The organism is Corallococcus macrosporus DSM 14697 (assembly GCF_002305895.1).
In the GTDB taxonomy this organism is placed as follows: domain Bacteria; phylum Myxococcota; class Myxococcia; order Myxococcales; family Myxococcaceae; genus Myxococcus; species Myxococcus macrosporus.
The window spans coordinates 6,874,855-6,895,266 of sequence record NZ_CP022203.1 but is presented as its reverse complement, the minus strand read 5'-3'; the positions used below and the strand labels follow the sequence as shown (position 1 = coordinate 6,895,266).

Below are 20,412 nucleotides of genomic sequence, written 5' to 3'. Positions count from 1 at the left end.
AAGAGCCTGAGCACGCCGTGGATTTGCTCCTGACTGGTGGCACGGTTGTAACGATGAACCGCGAGCGCGAGGTGCTCGTGGAGGCGGACGTCCTCGTCCAGGATGGCCGCATCGCCAAGGTGGGCCGGGGCCTCAAGCCCCGCGGCACCCGGCGCGTGGTGGACGTGACGGGGAAGGTGGTGCTGCCGGGCCTCATCCACGGCCACCTCCACGCCTGTCAGACGCTCTTCCGCGGCCGCGCGGACGGCCTGGAGCTGCTGGACTGGCTCCGCGAGCGCATCTGGCCCTTCGAGGCCTCGCACGACGCCGCGTCCATGCGGGCGTCGGCGGACCTGACCTTCGCGGAGCTCATCCGCTCGGGCGCCACGGCCGCGCTCGACATGGGCAGCGTGTACCACTACGACGCCGTCTTCGAGTCCGCGCGGGACGCCGGCTTCCGCCTGGTGGGCGGCAAGGCGATGATGGACGCGGGCGCGGGCGTGCCCGCGGGCCTGCGCGAGAGCACCGAGGATTCGATTCGGGAGAGCCTGGCGCTGAAGGAGCGCTGGCACGGCACGCACGACGGCAGGCTGCGCTACGCCTTCGCCCCGCGCTTCGTGCTGTCCTGCACCCCGGAGCTGCTGCGCGAGGTGGCGCGGCTGGCCCGGGAGCACGGCCTGCGCATCCACACCCACGCCAGTGAGAACGCGAAGGAGACGGACGCGGTCCGCGCGTACACCGGCGGCGAGGACAACGTGGCCTTCTTCCACACGGTGGGGATGTCCGGCCCGCACGTGACGATGGCCCACTGCGTGTGGCTGTCCCAGGAGGAGCAGGACCTCCTGCGCGACACGCGCACGGTGGTGTGCCACTGCCCCGGCTCCAACCTCAAGCTGGCGTCGGGCATCGCCAAGGTGCCGGAGCTGCTGGAGGCCGGCGTGGCGGTGGCGCTGGGCGCGGACGGCGCGCCCTGCAACAACACGCTCGACATCTTCCATGAGATGCGGCTCGCCGCGGTGATGCACAACCCGCGCGTGGGGCCGTGCGCGATGACGCCCATGCGCGTGCTGGAGATGGCCACGCTGCACGGCGCCCGGGCGCTGGGCCTGGAGGACGAGGTGGGCTCGCTGGAGCCCGGCAAGCGCGCGGACCTCACCGTGGTGGACGTCAGCGGCCTGCACGCGGGCCCCACGCCCGAGGACGTGCTGGTGCCGCTGGTGCACAACGCCCGGGGCAGCGACGTGACGCACGTCTTCATCGACGGCCAGCCGGTGCTGCGCGACGGCGTGCTCACCACGCTGGACGCGCCCTCGGTGCTGGCGAACGCGAACGCGCAGGTGGCGCGCATCCTCAAGCGGCGTCAGAAGAAGGCGCGCAGCGGCTGAAGCCTCAGGCCGGCAGCCGCAGCACGAAGGACGTGGCCCACCCGGGCGCGTCCTCCACCGCCAGGCGCCCGCCGTGGGCCTCCGCGGCGAGGCGGCAGAAGTAGAGCCCCAGGCCATAGCCCCGGCGGCTGTCCCGCTCCGCGTCGGCCTGGCCGTACTTGTCGAAGATGCGCCCGCGCGCCGCTTCGGAGATGGGCGGGCCGTCGTTGCGCACCGCGAGCCAGCGGCCGTCCGCCGCCTCTCCGGCCTCCAGGCGCACCCGCCCGCCCGAGGGGGCATGGCGCAGGGCATTGGTGGTGAGGTTCTCCACCACGCGGACCAGCAGCTCGGCGTCGCCCACCAGCTCCAGGCCCTGGGGGACCTCCACGTCCAGGTGGAGCTTGCGCGCGCGGGCCACGCCCTCCAGGGAGCGGCGCACGTCCTCCAGCAGGCGCGCGGCGGGGAAGGTGGCGCGCAGGGGCTCCAGCCGGCCCTCCTCGAGCCGGGGCACGTCCATGAGGTCGGAGATCATCCGGTCCAACCGCGCGGTGACGGCCAGGCCGGTGCGGACGGATTCGCCGAGCACGCCCTGCCGGGGCACCTCCTGCTCCATCCAGGACAGGGACAGCGTCAGCGCGGACAGGGGCGAGCGCAGGTCATGCACCAGGAACTGGGTGAGCTGCTCCTTGTCCCGTTGCAGGCGCTGGAGCTCGGCGTTCTGCGCCTGGGCATCCGCCAGCATGCGCTCGATGGTGCGGCGGGCCTCCTCCACCTCCTGGAAGCGGCGGGCCTCCAGCGCCCGGTCCACCTCCAGGCGGGAGAGCGTCACCGCGAGGTTGCGCAGCCGCCCGGTGCCGTAGTGGATGACCACGGCCACCAGCACCAGCGCCACCACGGCGATGGCCACCGCGCCCCAGCCCACGTCCGCCTGCCGCATCAGCGCCGCCTGGGCCACGGCGGACAGCAGCGCGGTGCCGTAGACGACGGTGCCGCGCAGGCCCAGCCCGCTCAGGGCCACGACGAGCGCGAACAGGCCCAGGCTGAAGCCCGCCACGCCCGTCGGAAAGGGCGACAGGGGCATGGCCATGGACTGGAGCCAGTACACCAGCACCACGTCCACCAGGGACTGCACCGCGCCCAGGCCCCGGGCCACCCGCCGCTGGCGGAGCATGAAGAGGATGCCGGCGACGGCCGCGTAGAGCCCCAGCGCGGGGGGATAGACGCCCCAGTCGCGGCCCCCGGCCAGCCACAGCGTGGTGCTGATGGCCAGGAACAGGGCGGCGCCCACGAGCCGCACCGCCGCTCCCGCGCCGACGACGCTCCGCCGCTGGGCGTCCATGGCCCGCGACATCGTCTCTTCGAGCGGGCCGGGCACGGGGGGCGGAGACGTCACGAGGCGTGGGTTTTCCCTGCTTCCTTCGCGGCTTGCAAGCCCCGCCGCCTATCGTGCGGAAGCGGACGGACGGACGCGCGCCGCGGGGCCGGGCGCGATTTTCCAACGGGGAAACGTCACGCGGCGCTTTTGGATCCGCCGCAATCGCCTTAGGTAGAGGCGCGTAAGCATTGGAAAGACGTGGGACTGTGGCTGCTTGCTCGCCCCGGCAATCGTGTAAGGTGGCTGCAAGTAGGTCTGGATGGAGGTAGACCGCCGATATGTGGCAACGATTCAAGAGGGCAATGCGCAGCTTCGCCGGGTTCTTCGTCTCCTCCATCGAGGACCCGGAGCTGATTCTCGAGCAGAACGTCCGTGACCTGAACGACCAGGTCCCGAAGATGAACGAGTCCATCGCCATGGTCCGGGCGAACGTGACGCTGCTGGAGAAGGAGAACGCCAAGTACCAGGAGGACGTGCGCTCGCTGACGGCCAAGGTGAAGGCCGGCATCCAGGCGGGCCGCGACGACCTGGCCGCGCAGTACGCCTCCAAGCTCCAGATGGAGAAGGACGCGCTGGCCCGCAACGAGCAGCAGCTCGCCACGGCCCGCCAGGCGTACGAGAAGGCCCTGTCGGTGAAGAAGGCGTTCATGCGCGAGAAGGAGCGCAAGACGCAGGAGGCCATGAACGCCATCCGCGAGGCGCGCCGCGCCAAGTGGCAGGCCAAGGTCGCCGACACGATGGAGTCCTTCACCGTGGCGGGCATCGACTCGACCCACGACGAGATGCTGCGCAAGGTGCAGGAGAAGTCCGCCATCAACGAGGCCCGCATGCAGATGGCCCTCGAGTCGGTGGACCACACCGCGGCGAACATCGAGGAAGAGGCCGAGAAGATCCAGGCCGACGAGCTGGTGAAGCAGTTCAAGATGGAGATGGGGCTCGTCAGCAGCCCGGCGCCGGTGTCCGACGTGGGCAGCGGCCCGGAGAAGACCATCGGCAAGAAGGTCGGCGTCGAGTAGTCCGGCTGGAATGAAGCTCCACCGCGGTCCAGGCCTCTTCCTCTTCCTGTTCCTCTGTGTGCTCGGCGCGAGCTACGCGCTCGCGTCGCGCCTGGGGTACCTGGACCGCTTGCAGGAGCGGTACTTCCCGTCCACCCGTGAGGCGGTCCGCCTGTCGCCGGGAGACTTCCCGGCCGGCGTGGCCGCCCCGGTGGCGGACGTGGCCTCCGTCCCCCTGCGGCCGGTGCTCATCGGCTTCAGCCCGCGCGGCGCCTCGGCGGGCCTGCTGCTGGCGGCGGGCGGGGCCACCACCCTGGACAACCCGGTGCCCCCGGCGGGCGCGGCGCAGGGCCTGCTGAAGACGGCCTACGCGCTGGACGCGCGGGCGGTGCTCCTGGCCAAGGAAGAGGACCTGCGGCACGCGCTGGCCATTGGCGCGGAGAACGGCGGGGTGGACATGGCCACCCTGTCCGTGGACCGGCTGGCCGCCTGGTCCCCGGCGCTTCGGGACGCGGCGCCGCGCACCCTGCTGCTGGTGGGACGCAGCCGGGGGCAGGAGGCCCTGGCCGCGGTGGGCGTGCCGGACCTCGCCTCCCTGCGCGGCAAGCGCCTGGGCGTGTATCCGTACGGCTCGTCACACTACTTCGCGCTGTGGTTGCTGGCGCGCGCCGGGCTGCGCATCTCGGACGTGCGTTGGGTGGACCTGCCCTCCACCTTGGATGCGGGGCGGGCGCTGCGCGAGGGCCGCGCGGACGCCGTGGTGGGCCTGTGGGGAGACGTGGAGCTGGCGGCCCGGGACAGGGGCGGCGCGGTGCTGGCGACGACGGCGGACGCGCCGCACCTGGTGGCCACGGTGCTGGTGGCGCGGGGTGACTTCGCCGCGCGCTATCCGGACGCGGTGCGGCGGGTGCTGCGGGGCCTGCTGGACGCGGGGCAGGCCGTCCTCAAGGACCCGACGGCAGGGGCCCGGATGCTGGGCGAGGTGGCGCCGTACCTGGGCGACCCCACCGAGGCCATCCGCAGCGCGCCGCCGGCGACGCTGGCGGACAATCGGGCCTTCTTCGGGCTTTCCGGCGAGGCGCCCGTCACCTATGACGAGCTCTTCCAGAGCGCCGCGGCGCTCTTCCAGAAGTTGAAGCAGGGGCCCCCGGTGCCTCCCGCGGAGGACACGAAGGACTTGGGGGCGTTGAAGTACGTGTCGGAGGCGCGAGGCCCCTGACGCTGGAGGACGGACGTGGCGAAGTCGCCGAACTACATCAAGGCCGCCTTCATGATGCCCGCCAACCTGGTGGGGCTGGGCACGGCGGCCGCCTCGGCGGCCATGACGGGCGAGCCGCTGCCCATGCTGGTGGCCCTGGGGCTGGAGGGCTTCTACCTGGGCGTCGTGTCGTCCATGAAGCGCTTCCAGCGGGCGGTGCGGGCCAACTCGCTCCACGACCCGGAGGCGGCGACCCAGGCCTTGAACGCGCTGCAGGCGGACCTGGCGCCGTCGCAGCGTGAGCACTACCAGCAGCTCGTGGGGCTGAAGGAGAAGATCCTCGCCAACTACCGCAAGCTGCCGGGGGGCAAGGTGCTGGAGGCGGACAGCGAGCCCCGGCTGGATGCGCTGCTCACGTCCTTCCTGCGGCTCATCTCCACGCTGAACCAGTACCGCACGTACCTGAACAGCTCGGACCGCGAGCACCTGCAGCGCGAGGTGGCGGAGCTGGAGGCGGACCTGGCGCGGGAGACGAACCCGCGGCTGAAGGACGTGAAGCAGAACCGCGTGGACATCCTCCGCAAGCGGCTGGCGCGCTTCGAGCAGGCCGGCGAGAGCCGCGAGGTGGTGAGCCACCAGCTCGCGGGCATCGAGGACCTGATGCGGCTGACGCACGAGCAGTCGGTGGCCATCCGGGACCCAGAGGTGGTCAACCGCCAGCTCACCATGCTGAGCGCGGAGGCCGAGGCCACCGAGGAGTCCGTGCGGCAGATGGAGCAGTTCCTCGAGTTCTCCGAGGAGACGCGCGGCCCGCTGCCCCACGGCAGCCGGGTGCGTTGACGCTTCACGGCCCCGGGCCGTCACCAGGCCGTCGCCTGCTCATCATCCGGGCTCCCGGACCGCCCTGGGAGCCCCCACGAATCGGTTGACTCTCCGCCGCAGGCATCCTGAGGTGACCGCATGCTCCGCCGAGTCTGGCTTCCGTCCCTCCTCCTCGTGCTCGCCGTCGCGGGCTGCTCCCGCTGTGGCAAGGACGCGGACACCGCCGCCCCCGCGTCGACGGCGGGCGTGGCCCGCTACCTGCCGCGTGACGCGCAGGCCGCCGTGGTCATCAACGACCTGGGGGCGCTGGGGGAGAAGCTCGCCCGCTTCCAGAAGCTGAAGGCCGCCTCGTTCGCCGCGCAGCTCCAGAACTTCTCCACCGCGGAGGGCTACGTCTCCGCGGTGATGCGCCAGATTGGCGTGGACCTGCGCAGCCGGCAGGCGCTGGAGACCGCGGGCATCGCGCCGGAGCTCGGCGCGGGCGCGGCGTTCCTCGGAGGCAGCCGCGCCATCTCCGTGGTGGGCGTCAAGGACGCGGGCAAGCTGGAGGAGACCTTCGGCAACTTCGCGCGCAGCCGCCTGGGCGCGTCCGACAAGAAGCAGGCCTCCGTGGAGGGCGGTGACCTGGTCACCTTCAGCCGCCCGGGCAGCGCCACGCCCGCGCTGGGCCTCTTCTTCGTGAAGGGCACGCGCTTCGCGCTGCTCGGCGCCGGGCCCACCGCCGCCACGCTGGGGACCCTGGCCACGCAGCCCGAGGTGCGCTCGCTCGCGAAGGAGCCGGTGATGGCCGCGTCGCTGCAGCGGCTGCCGGCCCAGCGCGACTTCCACGTGTGGCTCCCGGGCGGCGCCGGGCTCGTCCCGCCGGGCACCGTCCAGGGCGTGACGCTCACGGGCCGCATCGACGACCGCGCGGTGACGCTGAGCGCGGACGCGCCGTGGCCGGACACCCAGGCGTCCCTGGCGGCGCTGGACGCCGTGGCGCCCGCCGGGGGCGACCTCGAGGCCTCGCTGCCCGCGGACAGCTTCCTGGTGGCCCGGTTTCGCGGGGACGCGTCGCACCTGGACGGCGTGTGGCCCTATCTGGCCGGCGGCTACCTCACCCGCGCCGTGCAGAACAGCGGCCTCAACGTGAAGACGGAGGTGCTGGACAACCTCAAGCCGGGCGCGGTGCTGGGCCTGTCCCTGTCGCCCACGGTGAACCTGGGCGCGGGCATGCCGGTGATGGATTTCCGCCGCACCAACCCGTTCCGCTTCGTCCACCTGGTGGCGCTCGCGGACGCGGAGGACGCCACGAAGCTGCGGTCCACGCTGGAGCAGTTGCCGCGCATCGCGGAGAACTTCGGCGCGAAGGTGGAGGCGGCCGAGCTGGGCGGCCAGCGCGTGTACCTCACGTCCTACCGCGCGGGGGAGGGCGCGCACTTCGCGCTCGCGCCGAGCGGCCGGCTGGTGGTGGCCTCGCCCAGGGCGCGGCTGGAGTCCACGCTGGCCTCGCTCGCGAAGCCGTCCGGTGAAGGGCCGGTGGCCGAGGAGCTGAAGGACGCGGGCAAGGACGCGGCCTTCAGCGCGGTGCTGGACTTGCGCCGCCTGTCGGACGCGGTGAGGAGCCTGCCGTCGGAGGCCTGGGGCATTGGCGGCTTCGCCATCAAGGCCACCACGGTGCGCTGGCTGGAGGCCGTGGACGACCTGCGCGCCGTGACGCTGGCCGTGTCCCGCAAGGACAAGGCGCTCCAGGCGGAGCTGTCCCTGCGCCTGGCGCCCACCGCCGCCACCTCCAGCCCGTCGGCGGCGCCGTGATTCAAGCCCGGGACGTCGTGAAGACCTATGTGGACGGGGACGGCACCCAGGTGCGCGTCCTGGACGGCATGTCGCTGGACGTGGCGGAGGGGGAGTTCGTCGCGGTGGTGGGCTCGTCCGGCAGCGGCAAGTCCACGCTGCTCCACCTGCTGGGCGGCCTGGACGTGGACTACCGCGGCGACATCAGCGTGGGCGGCGTGAAGCTGCGGGGCATGAGCGACAAGGCCCTGGCGCGGTTCCGCAACACGCACGTGGGCTTCGTCTTCCAGTCCTTCCACCTCATCCCGAACCTCTCCGCGGTGGAGAACGTGCTGCTGCCGTCGCACTTCGGCGCGGCGCCGGAGGATGCCCGCCAGCGCGCGGAGGCCCTGCTGGAGCGGGTGGGCCTGGGGGCCAAGAAGGACCGTCCCCCGGTGCGCCTGTCCGGCGGCGAGCGCCAGCGCGTGGCCATTGCCCGCGCGCTGTTCGGCAAGCCCCGCCTGCTGCTGTGCGACGAGCCCACCGGCAACCTGGACGCGGCCACCGGCACGGGCGTCATCACCTTGTTCCAGGAGCTGCACCGCGAGGGGCTCACCGTGCTGTGCGTCACCCACGAGGAGCGGATGAGCGCGGCGGCCGGGCGGGTGGTGCGGCTCAAGGAGGGGCGGCTCGTGGAGGAGCGCGCGGGGCTTCAGGTGGCCACGGGAGGTGCGCCATGAGGCTGGACGCGCTGTCCCGGCTGGTGCGGCTGAGCCTCGCCCGCGAGCGCAAGGGCGCCTTCTTCTCCGCCTTCGGCGTGGCCATGGGCGTGGGCGCGCTGGTGTTCTTCCTGGGCCTGGGGCTGGGCGTTGGCCGCGTCATCCGGGAGGAGATCTTCCCCACCGACGCGCGGCTGGTGGACGTGGTGCCCCCGGCGGTGTCGCTGGGCTCGCTGCTGGGCGGCGGCAAGCTGGACGCGCCCACGGTGGAGCGCCTGCGCGCGCTGCCCGGCGTGGAGGCCGCCTACCGGAAGATGAACGTGCGGGTGCCCGCGGTGACGCGCTACGACGGCGTCTTCTTCGGCTCCCGGCTGCGCATGGGCATGGAGGTGCTGGCGCTGGGCGTGGAGCCGGCGCTGGTGCAGGGCGACGTGCAGCTCGGCGAGTTCAAGGACGCGGGGGAGGGGCAGCCGATTCCGGCGCTCGTGTCCACGCGGCTGTTGGAGCTGTACAACAAGACCTTCGCCCCGGCGCGCAAGCTGCCGCAGCTCTCCGCCAACATGCTGGTGGGGTTCGGCTTCCCGGTGGAGTTCAACCGCTCCTACGTGGCGGCGGCCTCCGCGTCCGGGCCCACGCAGCCGGGGCAGGCGCAGGTGGTGGGCGCGTCGGACCGGGCGCTGCTGGCCGGCATCACCATCCCGCTGGACGCGGCCGTCCGCCTCAACCGCGCGTTCGGGATGGACGCGGAGCACTACTCCGGCGTCACGCTGGTCGCCACGGACCCGTCGCGGGTGCCCGCACTCGTTGACGCGGTGAAGGGCATGGGGCTGGAGATTGACGACCAGGAGCGCCGGATGGCGGAGAACTCGGGCGCGGCGGTGGCGCTCACCACCTCCGCGCTGGCGCTGCTGTCGCTGCTCATCTGCCTGCTCGCGGCGGTGAACATCGCCCACGCGCTGTCCGCCTCCGTGCGGGCGCGCGCCAGGGAGATTGGCGTCATGCAGGCGGTGGGGGCCTCGCGCGCGGACATCCGCGCCATCGTCCTGGCGGAGGCCGCCGTAGTGGGGCTCGCGGGCGGCGCCGCGGGGACTGGCGCCGCGCTGCTGCTGGCCCTGGGGGTGAACCGGCTGGCGGCGGGCTCCCTGCCCAACTTCCCCTTCAAGCCTGATAGCTTCTTCTCCTTCCCCTGGCCGGTGGTGGTCGGCGGCGTCGTCCTGGGGCTCGTCGCCGCGCTCGCGGGCGCGTACTTCCCCAGCCGCCGCGCCGCCGCCACCGACCCCGCACGCACGCTCGCCGGATGACACTCCCTTCTCGCAAGACGCTGCTCGGCAACGGGCTGAGCCTGGTCGCCCTCGCCTGGATCTACGGAGGCGACCTCTCCGACGCCGTGCGCGCCCGCGGCGCGGACGTGTCCGCCTTCATGTCCTTGCCGTCCCTGGAGCGGCCCGCGGTGGTGCTCGGCGTCGCCGCGCTGGCCACGCTGGGGTTCGTCGTGGGGCTGCTCCAGCGCAAGGAAGAGGGCTTCAAGGGCTACCGGCTGCTGCCCATCGTCCTGGTGGGGGCGCTCTTCCTGGACCTCGTCCTGTCGGAGAGCCGCACGCCGCTGACGTCCACGGACGTGGCCTCCATGGCGATTCAGCGCTTCCACCAGCTCGCGCAGGAGCAGGCCTCCGCCCTGGAGGTACCGGATGACCCGCGCATGCTCCAGCCCATGCTGGAGGAGCTGGGGCGGCCGCCGTACCTCGTGCGGGGCGAGCCCCTCCAGGCCTATGCCCTCCAGGTCCGAAAGGACTGCGACGGTCCCGTGAGGGAGGCGCCTGGCGTGCGCCCGGGGACGCTCATCTACTGCGTGGCCCCCGAGCGCCAGGGGGCCTGGGTGACGGTGGTGGGGCTCCCCGCGGAGGAGCGCTTCGGCTCGCCGGCCGTGGTCTCCGTCGCGGGCGAGGCGCGTTTCCTCCTGGTTCGCCCGATTCCGCCCGACGAGGCGGAGCCAGGAACCGCATTCCGTGACAACCCCGCCGCCCCGCCGTCACCCGCCGGTGACACGGACGCGGGCACCCCTCTGGCGGGGCCCTGATCCGCCGGTTGCCTGCCTGGTCAGCTTGGACGGGGCTTTCACGAGGTTGACCCCTTGGAGCCCCGATCGATAGGCTCGCCGGGAACGGACCCTCCCCCACGTGACGACCACTCAACCGAAGCGGCAGCCCATCCCGTTTGGGAAGTACCTCCTTCTGGACCGCATCAACATTGGCGGCATGGCGGAGGTGTGGCGCGGGAAGCAGTTCGGCGCGAGCGGCTTCGAGCGGCTCGTCGCCATCAAGCGCATCCTCCCCAACATCGCGGAGGACGACGAGTTCATCTCGATGTTCATCGACGAGGCGAAGATCAGCGTCCAGCTGACCCACGCCAACGTCGCGTCCATCTACGAGCTGGGCAACATCGTCGGCAGCTACTTCATCTCGATGGAGTACATCCCCGGCAAGGACATGCGGGCCATCTTCGACCGGTGCCGGAAGAAGGGTGAGCCCGCGCCGGTGCCGCTGGTGGCCTACTGCGTGTCCAAGATGTGCGAGGGCCTGGACTACGCCCACCGGAAGAAGGACGGGATGGGGCGGGACATGAACATCGTCCACCGCGACATCTCGCCGCAGAACATCCTCATCTCCTATGAGGGTGAGGTCAAGGTCATCGACTTCGGCATCGCGAAGGCGGCCGGCAAGGCGACCAAGACGCAGGCGGGCATCCTCAAGGGCAAGTTCGGCTACATGAGCCCGGAGCAGATCCGCGGCCTGCCGCTGGACCGGCGCTCGGACGTGTTCGCCATTGGCGTGTGCCTCTACGAGATGCTGACCGGTGAGCGCCTCTTCGTGGGCGACAGCGACTTCAGCGTGCTGGAGAAGGTGCGCAAGGCGGAGGTGCCGTCGCCCGCCACGTACAACCGGCGCATCCCGGAGACGCTGGAGCGCATCGTCCTCAAGGCGTTGGCCAAGGACGTGGACGAGCGCTACCAGTACGCCAGCGAGCTGGGCGACGACCTGCAGCGCTTCCTCATCACCAGCGACACCATCTTCAGCCGCAAGGACCTGGCGCAGTACATGAAGTCCACGTTCGCGGAGGACGTGGAGCGCGAGAAGCAGCGCCTGCTGGACTACGCGGACATCAAGCCGCCGGAGGGCATGCAGGCCGCGCTGGAGGCGGCGTCCTTCAACAGCCCCATCCAGCCCTCCGCGTCGCCGCCCGCGCCGGTGCCGGTGGTGCAGCCGGTGGCGCCGCAGCCCCGGATGACGGGCTCCATGCCCGCGGTGGCGCCGCAGCCCCGGATGACGGGCTCCATGCCCGCGGTGCCTCCGGGCGGCGTGCGCCGCTCCCCCACGCTGGCCGCGCTGCCGAAGCTGACGGCCGCCACCGCCGCGCCCACGCCCGACGATGACGAGGGTGGGGCGACGCAGCTCGTCTCCAGCGACCACGAGTTCGCGGACGCGCCGGAGCCCACCACGCAGCCGGGCGCCGCGGTTGGCCGGGCCATCACCCCGCTGGAGATACCCTCCACGCCGGGACACGCCGAGGCCGAGGAGCCCGTCAGCGGAAGGACGGCCGTCATTCCGCCGCCCGCGCCCCTGACGCCGCCGGTCGGGCCTCCGCGCCTGTCGCACGGGAACATCCCCGTGGTGCGTCCTTCCACGACGGTGCCCACGCTGGCGCCCTCGGACGCCCCGCCGCCTCACGCCGCCTCGGGCCCCGCGCCCCGGTCGAGCAGGGGTGGGGGCCTGCCGCGGATGACGCGGGACGTGCCCGTCCTGGACGGTCCGCAGGCCGCGGCGCGTCCGCCCGTGGCGCAGCCGGCGCCGGTGGCTCCCGCGTACGACGATGAAGACGACGTGGACGCCCCGGAGCGGCCCACCGGCGCGATGCCGACCGTGGGCGGCCGTCCGCCCATTCCGAAGAAGGTGCTGTTCGGCGGCGTTGGCGCGGTCGCGGTGCTGCTGCTGGCGCTGATTGGCTGGGCGGTGTCGGGGCCCGGCGTGGGCTACGTGCTGGTGGACCTGCAGGGGGTGCCCTCGGAGGTCCGCGACCGCGTCCAGGTGCGCCTGGATACGCAGCTGGTGCCGCTGGAGGGGGGCAGCGCGACGCTGCTGCGCGAGGTGCCCGCCGGCAAGGTGATGGTGGTGGTGAGCGCGGAGGGCTTCAAGGCCTTCACCAGGACGGTGGAGGTCGCCGCGGGCAAGGACGTCACGCCCGTGCAGGCGGTGCTGGAGAGCCTGACGCGCACCGCGGCGCTGGTGCTGACGACGGAGCCCCCCACGGCCGAGGTGAAGGTGGATGGCCAGGTGGTGCGCGAGCAGGGCAAGTCGGCCGCGTACATCAAGGACGTCCCCATCAACGGGTCGGAGTGGGTGGTGGAGGTGAGCGCGCCCGGCCACAAGCCGGCGTCCAAGCGCGTGCCCGTGTCCGGCGGCGGTCCGGTGGAGCTGTCGCTCAAGCTGGAGCCGCTCGTGGTGCGGGTGGCGGTGAAGGTGGAGTCCAAGCCGGCCGGCGCCACCATCTTCGTGGACGGCAAGGACATGGGCGCCATCACCCCCGCCGTGGTGCAGGTGCCTCCCAGCGCCCGGCAGCTCACGCTGAAGCTGAAGTGCCACAACGAGGCCGAGGTGGACGTCCCGGATGCCGCGCCCGGCAATGAGCCGGCCACCGCGAGCGTTTCCCTCAAGCGGCAGCCGCGCTGCCGTTAGCCGAAGGCCCGCTCCCCACGCAGGGGGCGGGCGCGCCAGCTCCCCTGTGGGTGGAGCGAGAGGAGGCGGGAGTTCGTGAGCAAGGTGCGCAAGGTGAACAAGGCGGATCCGCTGGCGGATCTGCCCCGCTGGGCCCAGCAACTGGCCCGGAAGTACTACACGAAGACGGTCAGCGCCTTCCTGCTGTACGGGGCCGTGAGGGACTTGCAGCCCCTGCAGTTGGAGGACGGCGGGCGCGGCTTCGGCACGCTCAAGACGTTCCTCTCCGAGGAGCTCTTCGGCGGGCGGGACCACGTCATCTTCTATGACCGCTCCTCCGGCATCCGCTCCGCGACGCCGGAGACGCAGAAGGACCTGCAGCGGGCCATGGCGGGCTACGACGCCATGTACGGCACGGACTACGCCAAGGTCATGCCTCGCGACCCGGGCCGCGCGCTCCAGATTCTGGAGAACTTCATGCGCATGCGCCTGAGCGAGGGCCGCTCCATGGCGCTCATCATCGACTTCGCGGAGACGCTGGTCCCCGGCGGAGAGATGAGCCACCTCTCCAGCGAGGACCGCTTCGTGGTGGCCACGCTGGACAAGTGGGCGCACGACCCGCAGTTCCTCGCCGCGGACGTGTCCGTGGTGCTGCTGGCGGAGAACCTGGCGGACGTGTCGCCGCGCATCAGCCGCAACCCGTACGTGGCCCCCATCGAGCTGCCCCTGCCCACGGAGGAGGAGCGGCTGGAGTACGTGCGCTACAAGCTGGAGGGCAAGCGGCTCCAGTCCGTTTCGGACGTGCCGCTGGCGGGCCTGGCGAAGATGACGGCGGGCCTGTCCCGCATCAACCTGGACCGCGTGCTCACCGAGGCCCTGGAGCGCGAGGTGCGCATCACCTCCGAGCTGCTCAAGGAGAAGAAGCGCGAAATCATCCAGGCGGAGTGCCACGGCCTGCTGGAGTTCATCGAGCCGGTGCACACGCTGGACGCGGTGGCCGGGCACGCCAAGGCCAAGCAGATGCTGCGGCAGGCCGCCGGGGCCCTGAAGAAGGGGCGCCTGGAGGTCATGCCCATGGGCTACCTGCTGTCGGGCCCCGTGGGCACGGGCAAGACGTTCATGGTGAGCTGCTTCGCCGGGGAGATTGGCATCCCCGTGGTGAAGTTCCTCAACTTCCGCAGCCAGTGGCAGGGCGTCACCGAGGCGAACCTCGAGAAAATCTTCAACCTGCTCAAGGCCCTGTGGCCGGTGGCGGTGATGATTGACGAGGCGGACACCTTCCTCGGCAACCGCGACTCCGGCGGGGACTCGGGGACGAGCAGCCGCGTGTTCGGCTCCATCGCCTCGTTCATGGGCAACACGTTCTACCGCGGGAAGATTGTCTGGTTCCTGATGACGGCGCGGCCGGACCTGCTGCCCATCGACCTCAAGCGGCAGGGGCGCGCGGAGGAGCACCTGGCGCTCTTCTACCCGCAGACGGACGCGGAGCGGGACGAGCTGTTCCAGGTCATGTCGAAGAAGACGGGTGTGTCCGTGGACGGCGTCGAGTCGTTCTCCACGCTGATTCCGGAGGGCGTGCGCGCCTTCAGCGGCGCGGACATCGAGGCCGTCATGGTGCGCTCGAAGTTCCGCGCGCTGGCGGAGGGCCGCGAGGCGGTGACGAAGGAGGACCTGGCCGCGGTGCTCGCGGACTTCGTGCCCCCCAGCTACCCGCTGGAAATCGAGCTGCAGAACCTGGTGGCGGTGCAGGAGTGCACCAGCCGCGAGCTGCTGCCCGAGGGCTTCCGCCAGTTGGACCGGGACTACATCACCCGGCGCGTGCGCGAGCTGAAGGCGCTGCTGGAGTCGCAGTAGCCGCCTCACGCCCAGGCGCTTGTCCTGGGCGCACGGCCCGCTGAGACTGGGGGCATGGCTGCTGGCCCCCCTGCGTCGCGTCCCTGGTTCGCGTACTCCCTCGACCTGGCCCCGGTGATTGCGCGCGAGCGCCTCCCGGGGCTGCCGCCCATCCCCGACGTGCTGGAGGGCGAGCTGGCCGAGGCGCTCGACGTGGACGTCGTCTACGACGTGGCCTCGGCGGCGTGGGGCGGGAAGGTGGCCCGGCTGGTGGACTCCCCGGGCCGCAAGCTCCCCGGGATGCTCCGCCGGGTGCCTCCCGAAGCCTGGGACGCCCTGGCGCGCCTGGAGTCGGCGATGGCGGGCGCCACCGAGGCCCGTCCGGTGAAGGTGCGCACCTTCACCGGGGCGGTGCTCACCGCGCAGGCCTTCACGCCCGCCGCGCCCACGGCGCCCGCCCAGGGGCTGGTGAGTGAGTCCTTCCTCGTCACCCTGGCGCTGTCGGCCGAGCAGGCCGGCCTGTCCCCGGAGCACGTGGAGCGGCTCCAGGCCGAGGCCCGTATCGTCCAGGCGCTCCAGAAGGCCGGCCCTGGGGCCCTGGCCCCGTCGCAGGCGCCTGGAAAGAAGGAATAGGCGGGCATCCAGGTGCGAAACGACCCCTGCATCCTTTTTCTTCGTAAGAAAACGGAGCCGTGACGCAACTTGGCGCGGCGAACGGCCGACGATGGGGGGCGGGGCCCCACCTCGTGTTTCTCCTCGTCGGCCCCGAGGACATCCAGGATGACGCTGCGACCCACCACGACGCGAGCCGTTCCCCCGCGCCCGGCATCGGCCGCTTCGCCCTCCAATGCCGTCACCACGCCCGGTGGAAGCTGGAATCGCTCGACGGCCCGTGAGGTGCCCATCAGCGAGCTCCAGGAGAAGTTCGGCTGGACGGATGAGAGCTGGCAGGTGGGCCTGATGAACGCGGCGGACGCCGCGAGCGGCGTCAAGTCGCGCAACGGCAACGGGGCGGTGTCCGCCGCCGAGCTGGAGCGCTACCTGGCGGCGCCCGAGGACGGGCAGTACCTGACGTCCACGGCGCTGCAACAGAAGCGCTCCGCGCTGGACGCGAAGCTGGCGCAGGGCCCTGGCAACGCGGTGGACGTGGACGCCTTCGACAGTGGCTGGCAGTCCACCGTGGCCCGCCGCGCGGACCTGCTGGGTGGCAACAGCGATGGCCAGCTCAGCGCGGAGGAGCTGGACGCGTTCATCCAGGCCTCGAAGGCCGGCAAGCACGCGGACACCCGCTGGGTGCCGGACCAGCAGATGGCGGCGCTGCAGAGCCGCGTGGCCGAAGCGGCCGGTGAGTTGGATCCGCTGCGCCCGGAGGGGGCGTCGGGCGCCAATGGCCTGAGCCTGGTGAAGGAGTACGCGCGCCTGGCGCTGGACCAGGGGGCCAACGTCCCCACCTTCGTGAGCTACATGCTGTCCGCGGAGGACGTCAAGGAGACGCCGGCGGGCGTGAGCCGGCTGGAGAGCACCTTCGTGCGCGACCCCGAGCTGGGCCGCGGCGGCGTCACTGACTCCGACTACACGAACACGGGCTTCGACCGGGGCCACATGAAGCCGGCGGAGGACTCGCCCACGCAGGAGGCGATGGACGAGAGCCACCAGATGAGCAACATCGCCCCCCAGCACGGCAACCACAACCAGCAGGTGTGGCGCACGCTGGAGCAGGGCGTCTCGGGGCTCGTGAACTCGCAGGGCGGCAAGGCGTACATCGTCACCGGCAACCTGTACCTGGACGAGCAGGGACAGCCGCTGCCGCCGGAGAAGCGGGAGACGACGGGCGCGGGCGAGCGCCGCCTCGCCATCCCCACGCACAACTTCAAGACGGTGCTTCACGAGCTGCCGAACGGCAACCTCACGATGTACGCGTACCTGATGCCCAACGCGAAGGAGGGGCCGTCGAAGAAGGAGGACATCCTCCCGCTGCTCGACTCGCACCGCGTGCCGGTGGACCGCATCGAGGAGCTGCTGGGCCAGGACCTCTACGCGAACCTGCCCAAGCGCGTGCAGGACAAGCTGGAGAAGGGCACCCCGGGCGAGGGCGTCTTCCAGCGCGACAGCCTGTACTTCGCGGCCAGCCTGTTCCGCTTCGCGCCCGGCAACTGACGCGGGGCTTCGCCACCACCGTGCGAAGCCCGGGGCGCGCGGGCTCACGCCACGGGCCTCGGGACGCCCAGGTGCGGGTCGTCCACGTGCTCCACCACGGCCACGCGGTCTCCCACGGAGAGCGCGTCGTGCAGCACGCGCACGGCCTCGTTCGAATGGCGGATGCAGCCGTGTGAGACGTCGGTCCCCAGCAGGGCGGGGGCGTTCGTTCCGTGCAGCTCTTCACCGGAGTGCCGGCCATCCGCCCAGGAGAGGTCGAGCATGCGCACGCCGAAGACGTGGCGGTCGTTCCACAGCCGGGCGCCGGCCGCCTCGGTGGCCAGTTGATCCAGCTTCGTGCGGACCACCTTGAGCCCGGTGCGGGTCGGCGACGCCGGCGCGCCCGCGGCGTTGGGGAAGATGTCCACGAGCTGCCCACGGGTGTCGAAGAGGAAGGTCCGGTGCTCGCGGAGGGCCACCACCACGCGGACGGGCTGCCCGTCGAAGAAGGCGGAGGGGAGCCCGCGGGTTTGTCCACGCAGCCCAGGGGCTGGCGCCAGCGCGTCCAGGGCGCGCAGCGTGGCCGCGTCCAGCGCGCCCGTGGGGAGGACGGCGGGGAAGGTGCGCGAGGCATGGACCTGGAAGTTCCGCAGCGCCCGGGCGGTTTGTGGGCCATGGCGTCCGTCCGCGCCGCCGTGCAGGGCGAAGCCCATGTCGAGCAGGGCGGCCTGCACGGCGCGGAGCCCTTCGCCCTGGCTGCCCGGGCCGAGGACCTGCGCACCTGACGCGACGTCGGCCAGTTGAGGCAGGCCCGTGAAGCGCGCGTTGGCGGGCGGCGCGGCTGCGCGGGTGGGCAGGTCCACGCTGCCGGTGGGAACGGGTGTCCCGGAGGTCGGACGTGCATCCAGCGCGCGTTGGACGCCCTGACCCAGGGTGTTCCGAGCGGCGCTTTCGGAGGCGCGTGGGGGCTTTCCGAGGGACGCCGCGGGCAGCGCCTCGGGGGCGTCAGGTGGAAGTGGCGAGAGGCGTGAAACCGACGGCGGGATGGCTGAGGTCATCCCGGGCCTCAGTGCAAATCACTCGCCCGACGCCAGGACATGAGGAGCGCCCGTGGCGACGCCTCTCGTCATGGCCTCCCTGAACGCGGACATCGAGCTCCGAAGTCCGCGCCGGAGGCTACGGCGCGCTGAGGCGCAGCACCTTGCCCGTGGGGAGGGTGCGGTGGTCCTTGATCTTGTTCCACTTCATGATGTCGTCCACGCTGACGCCGTAGCGCTGGGCCACGGACCAGAGCGTCTCGCCCTCCGCCAGGGCGTGGACCTTGCCGGCCTTGCCCGCGGGCCTGGTGGCGCTCACCGTGTGCTTCGCCAGCACCGTGCCGCCGCGCTCCTGCACGCTGGCGGTGGCGGCGGTGCCCTCGGGCCAGATGAACAGCGTGGAGCCCACCTGGAGCGTGGGGTTGCGCCGCTTGAGGTTGTTCCACTTCTTCATCGCGTCCACCGACACGTTGAACTTGTTCGCGATGACCCAGAGGCTGTCGCCGGACATCACGCCGTACGTCACGCGCGTGCGGCCGTTGATGGTCTCCTTCTTCACGGGGCCCGCGGCCACGGGGCCCTTGGGCGTGCCCGCCGGCACCTCGTCCTCGGGGCGCACCACCACGCCGCTGCGGCGGGCCTGCGCCACCTTCGTGGCCAGCGCGCCGCCCGACTTCTTCCCGGCGGGAATCGGAATCACCAGCTCGCCGCCCACGCGCAACCTGTGGGCCGACTTGAGCTGGTTCATCTGGAGGATGGCCTCGGACGCCGAGCCGTACTTCTCCGCGATTTGAGACAGGGTGTCACCGCGCTTCACCTTGTGGATGCGGAAGGTGAGCCGCTCCGCCGCGCTGAGGCGCTTGTAGTTGTCCGCGAACCGCGTCGCCGTCCCCTTGGGGAGCCGGAGCGTGTAGGGCTTCCTGGCCGTCGCGGGCGGGGTGCACCAGCGCTTCAGCTCCGGGTTGAGGTCCTGCACCGCCTTGACGGACACGCCGGCCGCGCGGGCGAGCACGTCCAGGTCCGCCGCGTCGGTGAGCTGCACCTCGTCGAAGTCGAGCACGGGCTCGGGGTCGAACTCGTCCTCCTTGAAGCCGAACGCCGCCGGGTGCTTGGCCACCAGGGCCGCGGCGATCAGCTTGGGGACGTAGTGTTTCGTCTCCTTCGCCAGCCCGCGCTCCTCGGACAGGAGCCAGAAGTCCGTCGTGCCGTGGCGCGCCACCATGCGCCGCACGCGCCCGGAGCCGGTGTTGTAGCCGGCCCACGCCAGGTACCAGTGGCCCAGCTCGCGCTTGAGGTCCTTCAGGTACGCGGCGGCGGCGTGGGTGGCCTTGATGGGGTCCCTGCGCTCGTCCACCCAGAAGTCCTGCTTCAGCCCGTACTGCTTGCCCGTGCTGGAGATGAACTGCCACGGCCCGGCCGCGTGCGCCCACGAATAGGCATGCGCGGAGAAGCCGCTCTCAATCATCGCCAGGTACACCGTGTCCTTGGGCAGGCCGTACTGCTCCAGGATGGGGTGCATGACGGGCACGTACCGGGCCGCGCGGGACATCCACTTGCGGAACCAGCGGCGCCCGGGGCCCTGGAAGAACTGGACGTACTGCGCCACCAGCGGCTGCATCTCCACCGGGATGTCGTAGCGGTCCTGAATCTGGCTGACGTCGAAGGTGGCCAGGTCCGTGATGAGCGGAATCTCCGGCAGCTCTTCGTCCTCGCGGAAGGTGTGCTCGTCGAGCGCGTCCAGCATGCGCATGCGCAGCGGGTTGGCGAGCCCGAGCCGCCGCAGCGACTGCATCACCTCGGCGGTGGAGCGGGAGGCTGGGTCCAACGCGGCGCCTTCCAGCGCGCGCAGCTCCTCCAGCTCCGCGGACTCGGCCTCCACCGCGTCGCGCGTGGCCTCGGCCTGCTCGGAGGCGTCCTCGGCCACCATCGACGTGCCCGGCTCCAGCGGCTCCGGACCGGGCTCCTCGGCCGAGTCCTCCGCGCCGGTCGGCGCAGGCTGGGGCGCCGCGGCTGGCACCACCTGCACCGCGGGGCGGGTCGCGACCGCGGGGACGGCCTGATTCACGGAGGCCGGCGTGGCCGAGGCCGCGGCGTTGGAGCTCGTCGCGGCGGCCGGTGGCTTCGCGCCACCTGCGTCCACGGCGGCGGCGGAGTGGGTCACCGCGCCGATTCCCGCCGCGGTGGCGGACTGCTTCACCGCGCTCGCGTCCGCGCTCCTGGCAGGCTGCTTCTCGCCGCCTGCCGCGGGCGCGTCCTCCGTGGCCTGCTGCGGCCCGTTGTCCGCCACCGGCGACGAAGGCCCGCCTTCCGGCTCCACCGCGCCCGGCGCCGCTTCCCCACGCGCGTGCGGCGGCTGCCCGGCAGCGGTTCCAGCGGGTGATGCCGCCACACGGGGCCGCGCGCCGTCGGATGCCACCACCTGGGCCTTGGCGGGAGCGGGCCCCACGGGCGGTGGGGTGAGCCCCGTGGCAGGAGCCGAGGCCAGGGCGAGCA

15 protein-coding genes are annotated in these 20,412 nt (G+C 72.0%); 12 read left to right on the top strand and 3 right to left on the bottom strand.

All coding sequences use genetic code 11. From position 1 onward, the window contains the following. Positions 1-17: 17 nt before the first annotated feature. Positions 18-1,364: a 5'-deoxyadenosine deaminase gene (locus MYMAC_RS27700; protein WP_095960256.1), complete on the top strand. Its 1,347-nt coding sequence runs from the start codon at positions 18-20 to the stop codon at positions 1,362-1,364. A gap of 4 nt (positions 1,365-1,368) precedes the next feature. On the opposite strand, the gene MYMAC_RS27695 is transcribed toward MYMAC_RS27700, so the two are convergent. Then, positions 1,369-2,736 (bottom strand): sensor histidine kinase, encoded by a 1,368-nt coding sequence (locus MYMAC_RS27695; RefSeq protein ID WP_095960255.1) that lies wholly within the window; start codon positions 2,734-2,736, stop codon positions 1,369-1,371. A 260-nt stretch (positions 2,737-2,996) separates the two neighbouring features. Here MYMAC_RS27695 and MYMAC_RS27690 point away from each other — a divergent pair, with 260 nt between their 5' ends. From MYMAC_RS27690 to MYMAC_RS27640, 11 genes are all read left to right on the top strand, one after another. Beyond that, positions 2,997-3,734 (top strand): PspA/IM30 family protein, encoded by a 738-nt coding sequence (locus tag MYMAC_RS27690; protein ID WP_095960254.1) that lies wholly within the window; start codon positions 2,997-2,999, stop codon positions 3,732-3,734. A 10-nt stretch (positions 3,735-3,744) separates the two neighbouring features. After that, on the top strand, positions 3,745-4,932 hold the full coding sequence (locus tag MYMAC_RS27685) for an ABC transporter substrate-binding protein (protein ID WP_095960253.1): 1,188 nt from the start codon (positions 3,745-3,747) through the stop codon (positions 4,930-4,932). A gap of 15 nt (positions 4,933-4,947) precedes the next feature. Beyond that, on the top strand, positions 4,948-5,751 hold the full coding sequence (locus MYMAC_RS27680; RefSeq protein WP_095960252.1) for a hypothetical protein: 804 nt from the start codon (positions 4,948-4,950) through the stop codon (positions 5,749-5,751). A gap of 120 nt (positions 5,752-5,871) precedes the next feature. Continuing rightward, complete coding sequence (locus tag MYMAC_RS27675) at positions 5,872-7,527, top strand: hypothetical protein (RefSeq protein ID WP_095960251.1); 1,656 nt, start codon at positions 5,872-5,874, stop codon at positions 7,525-7,527. Continuing rightward, entirely contained in the window at positions 7,524-8,225 is a 702-nt protein-coding gene (locus tag MYMAC_RS27670) for an ABC transporter ATP-binding protein (protein WP_095960250.1), read from the top strand. Before MYMAC_RS27675 ends, MYMAC_RS27670 begins: the two co-directional genes overlap by 4 nt. Then, on the top strand, positions 8,222-9,505 hold the full coding sequence (locus MYMAC_RS27665; RefSeq protein WP_095960249.1) for an FtsX-like permease family protein: 1,284 nt from the start codon (positions 8,222-8,224) through the stop codon (positions 9,503-9,505). The genes MYMAC_RS27670 and MYMAC_RS27665 overlap by 4 nt, the downstream gene beginning before the upstream one ends. After that, positions 9,502-10,281, top strand: a complete 780-nt coding sequence (locus tag MYMAC_RS27660) for a hypothetical protein (RefSeq protein WP_095960248.1) — start codon at positions 9,502-9,504, stop codon at positions 10,279-10,281. The genes MYMAC_RS27665 and MYMAC_RS27660 overlap by 4 nt, the downstream gene beginning before the upstream one ends. Before the next feature lie 100 nt (positions 10,282-10,381). Further along, positions 10,382-12,934 carry a serine/threonine protein kinase gene (locus MYMAC_RS27655; protein ID WP_095960247.1) on the top strand — a complete coding sequence of 851 codons (2,553 nt, stop codon included), beginning with the start codon at positions 10,382-10,384 and terminating at the stop codon, positions 12,932-12,934. Positions 12,935-13,009: 75 nt separating this feature from the next. Beyond that, the gene (locus MYMAC_RS27650) at positions 13,010-14,767 is read left to right on the top strand and encodes an ATP-binding protein (RefSeq protein WP_095960246.1); all 1,758 of its coding nucleotides are present in this window, start codon (positions 13,010-13,012) and stop codon (positions 14,765-14,767) included. Between the two features lie 54 nt (positions 14,768-14,821). Further along, positions 14,822-15,379 carry a gamma-glutamylcyclotransferase gene (locus MYMAC_RS27645; protein WP_095960245.1) on the top strand — a complete coding sequence of 186 codons (558 nt, stop codon included), beginning with the start codon at positions 14,822-14,824 and terminating at the stop codon, positions 15,377-15,379. A 69-nt stretch (positions 15,380-15,448) separates the two neighbouring features. After that, complete coding sequence (locus MYMAC_RS27640; protein ID WP_095960244.1) at positions 15,449-16,903, top strand: DNA/RNA non-specific endonuclease; 1,455 nt, start codon at positions 15,449-15,451, stop codon at positions 16,901-16,903. Positions 16,904-16,947: 44 nt separating this feature from the next. Here MYMAC_RS27640 and MYMAC_RS27635 read toward each other — a convergent pair whose 3' ends face one another. Together MYMAC_RS27635 and MYMAC_RS27630 are read right to left on the bottom strand one after the other, a co-directional pair. Next, positions 16,948-17,940 (bottom strand): L,D-transpeptidase family protein, encoded by a 993-nt coding sequence (locus tag MYMAC_RS27635; RefSeq protein ID WP_095960243.1) that lies wholly within the window; start codon positions 17,938-17,940, stop codon positions 16,948-16,950. 118 nt (positions 17,941-18,058) lie between these two features. Beyond that, positions 18,059-20,116, bottom strand: a complete 2,058-nt coding sequence (locus MYMAC_RS27630) for a LysM peptidoglycan-binding domain-containing protein (RefSeq protein ID WP_420810053.1) — start codon at positions 20,114-20,116, stop codon at positions 18,059-18,061. Positions 20,117-20,412 lie beyond the last annotated feature (296 nt).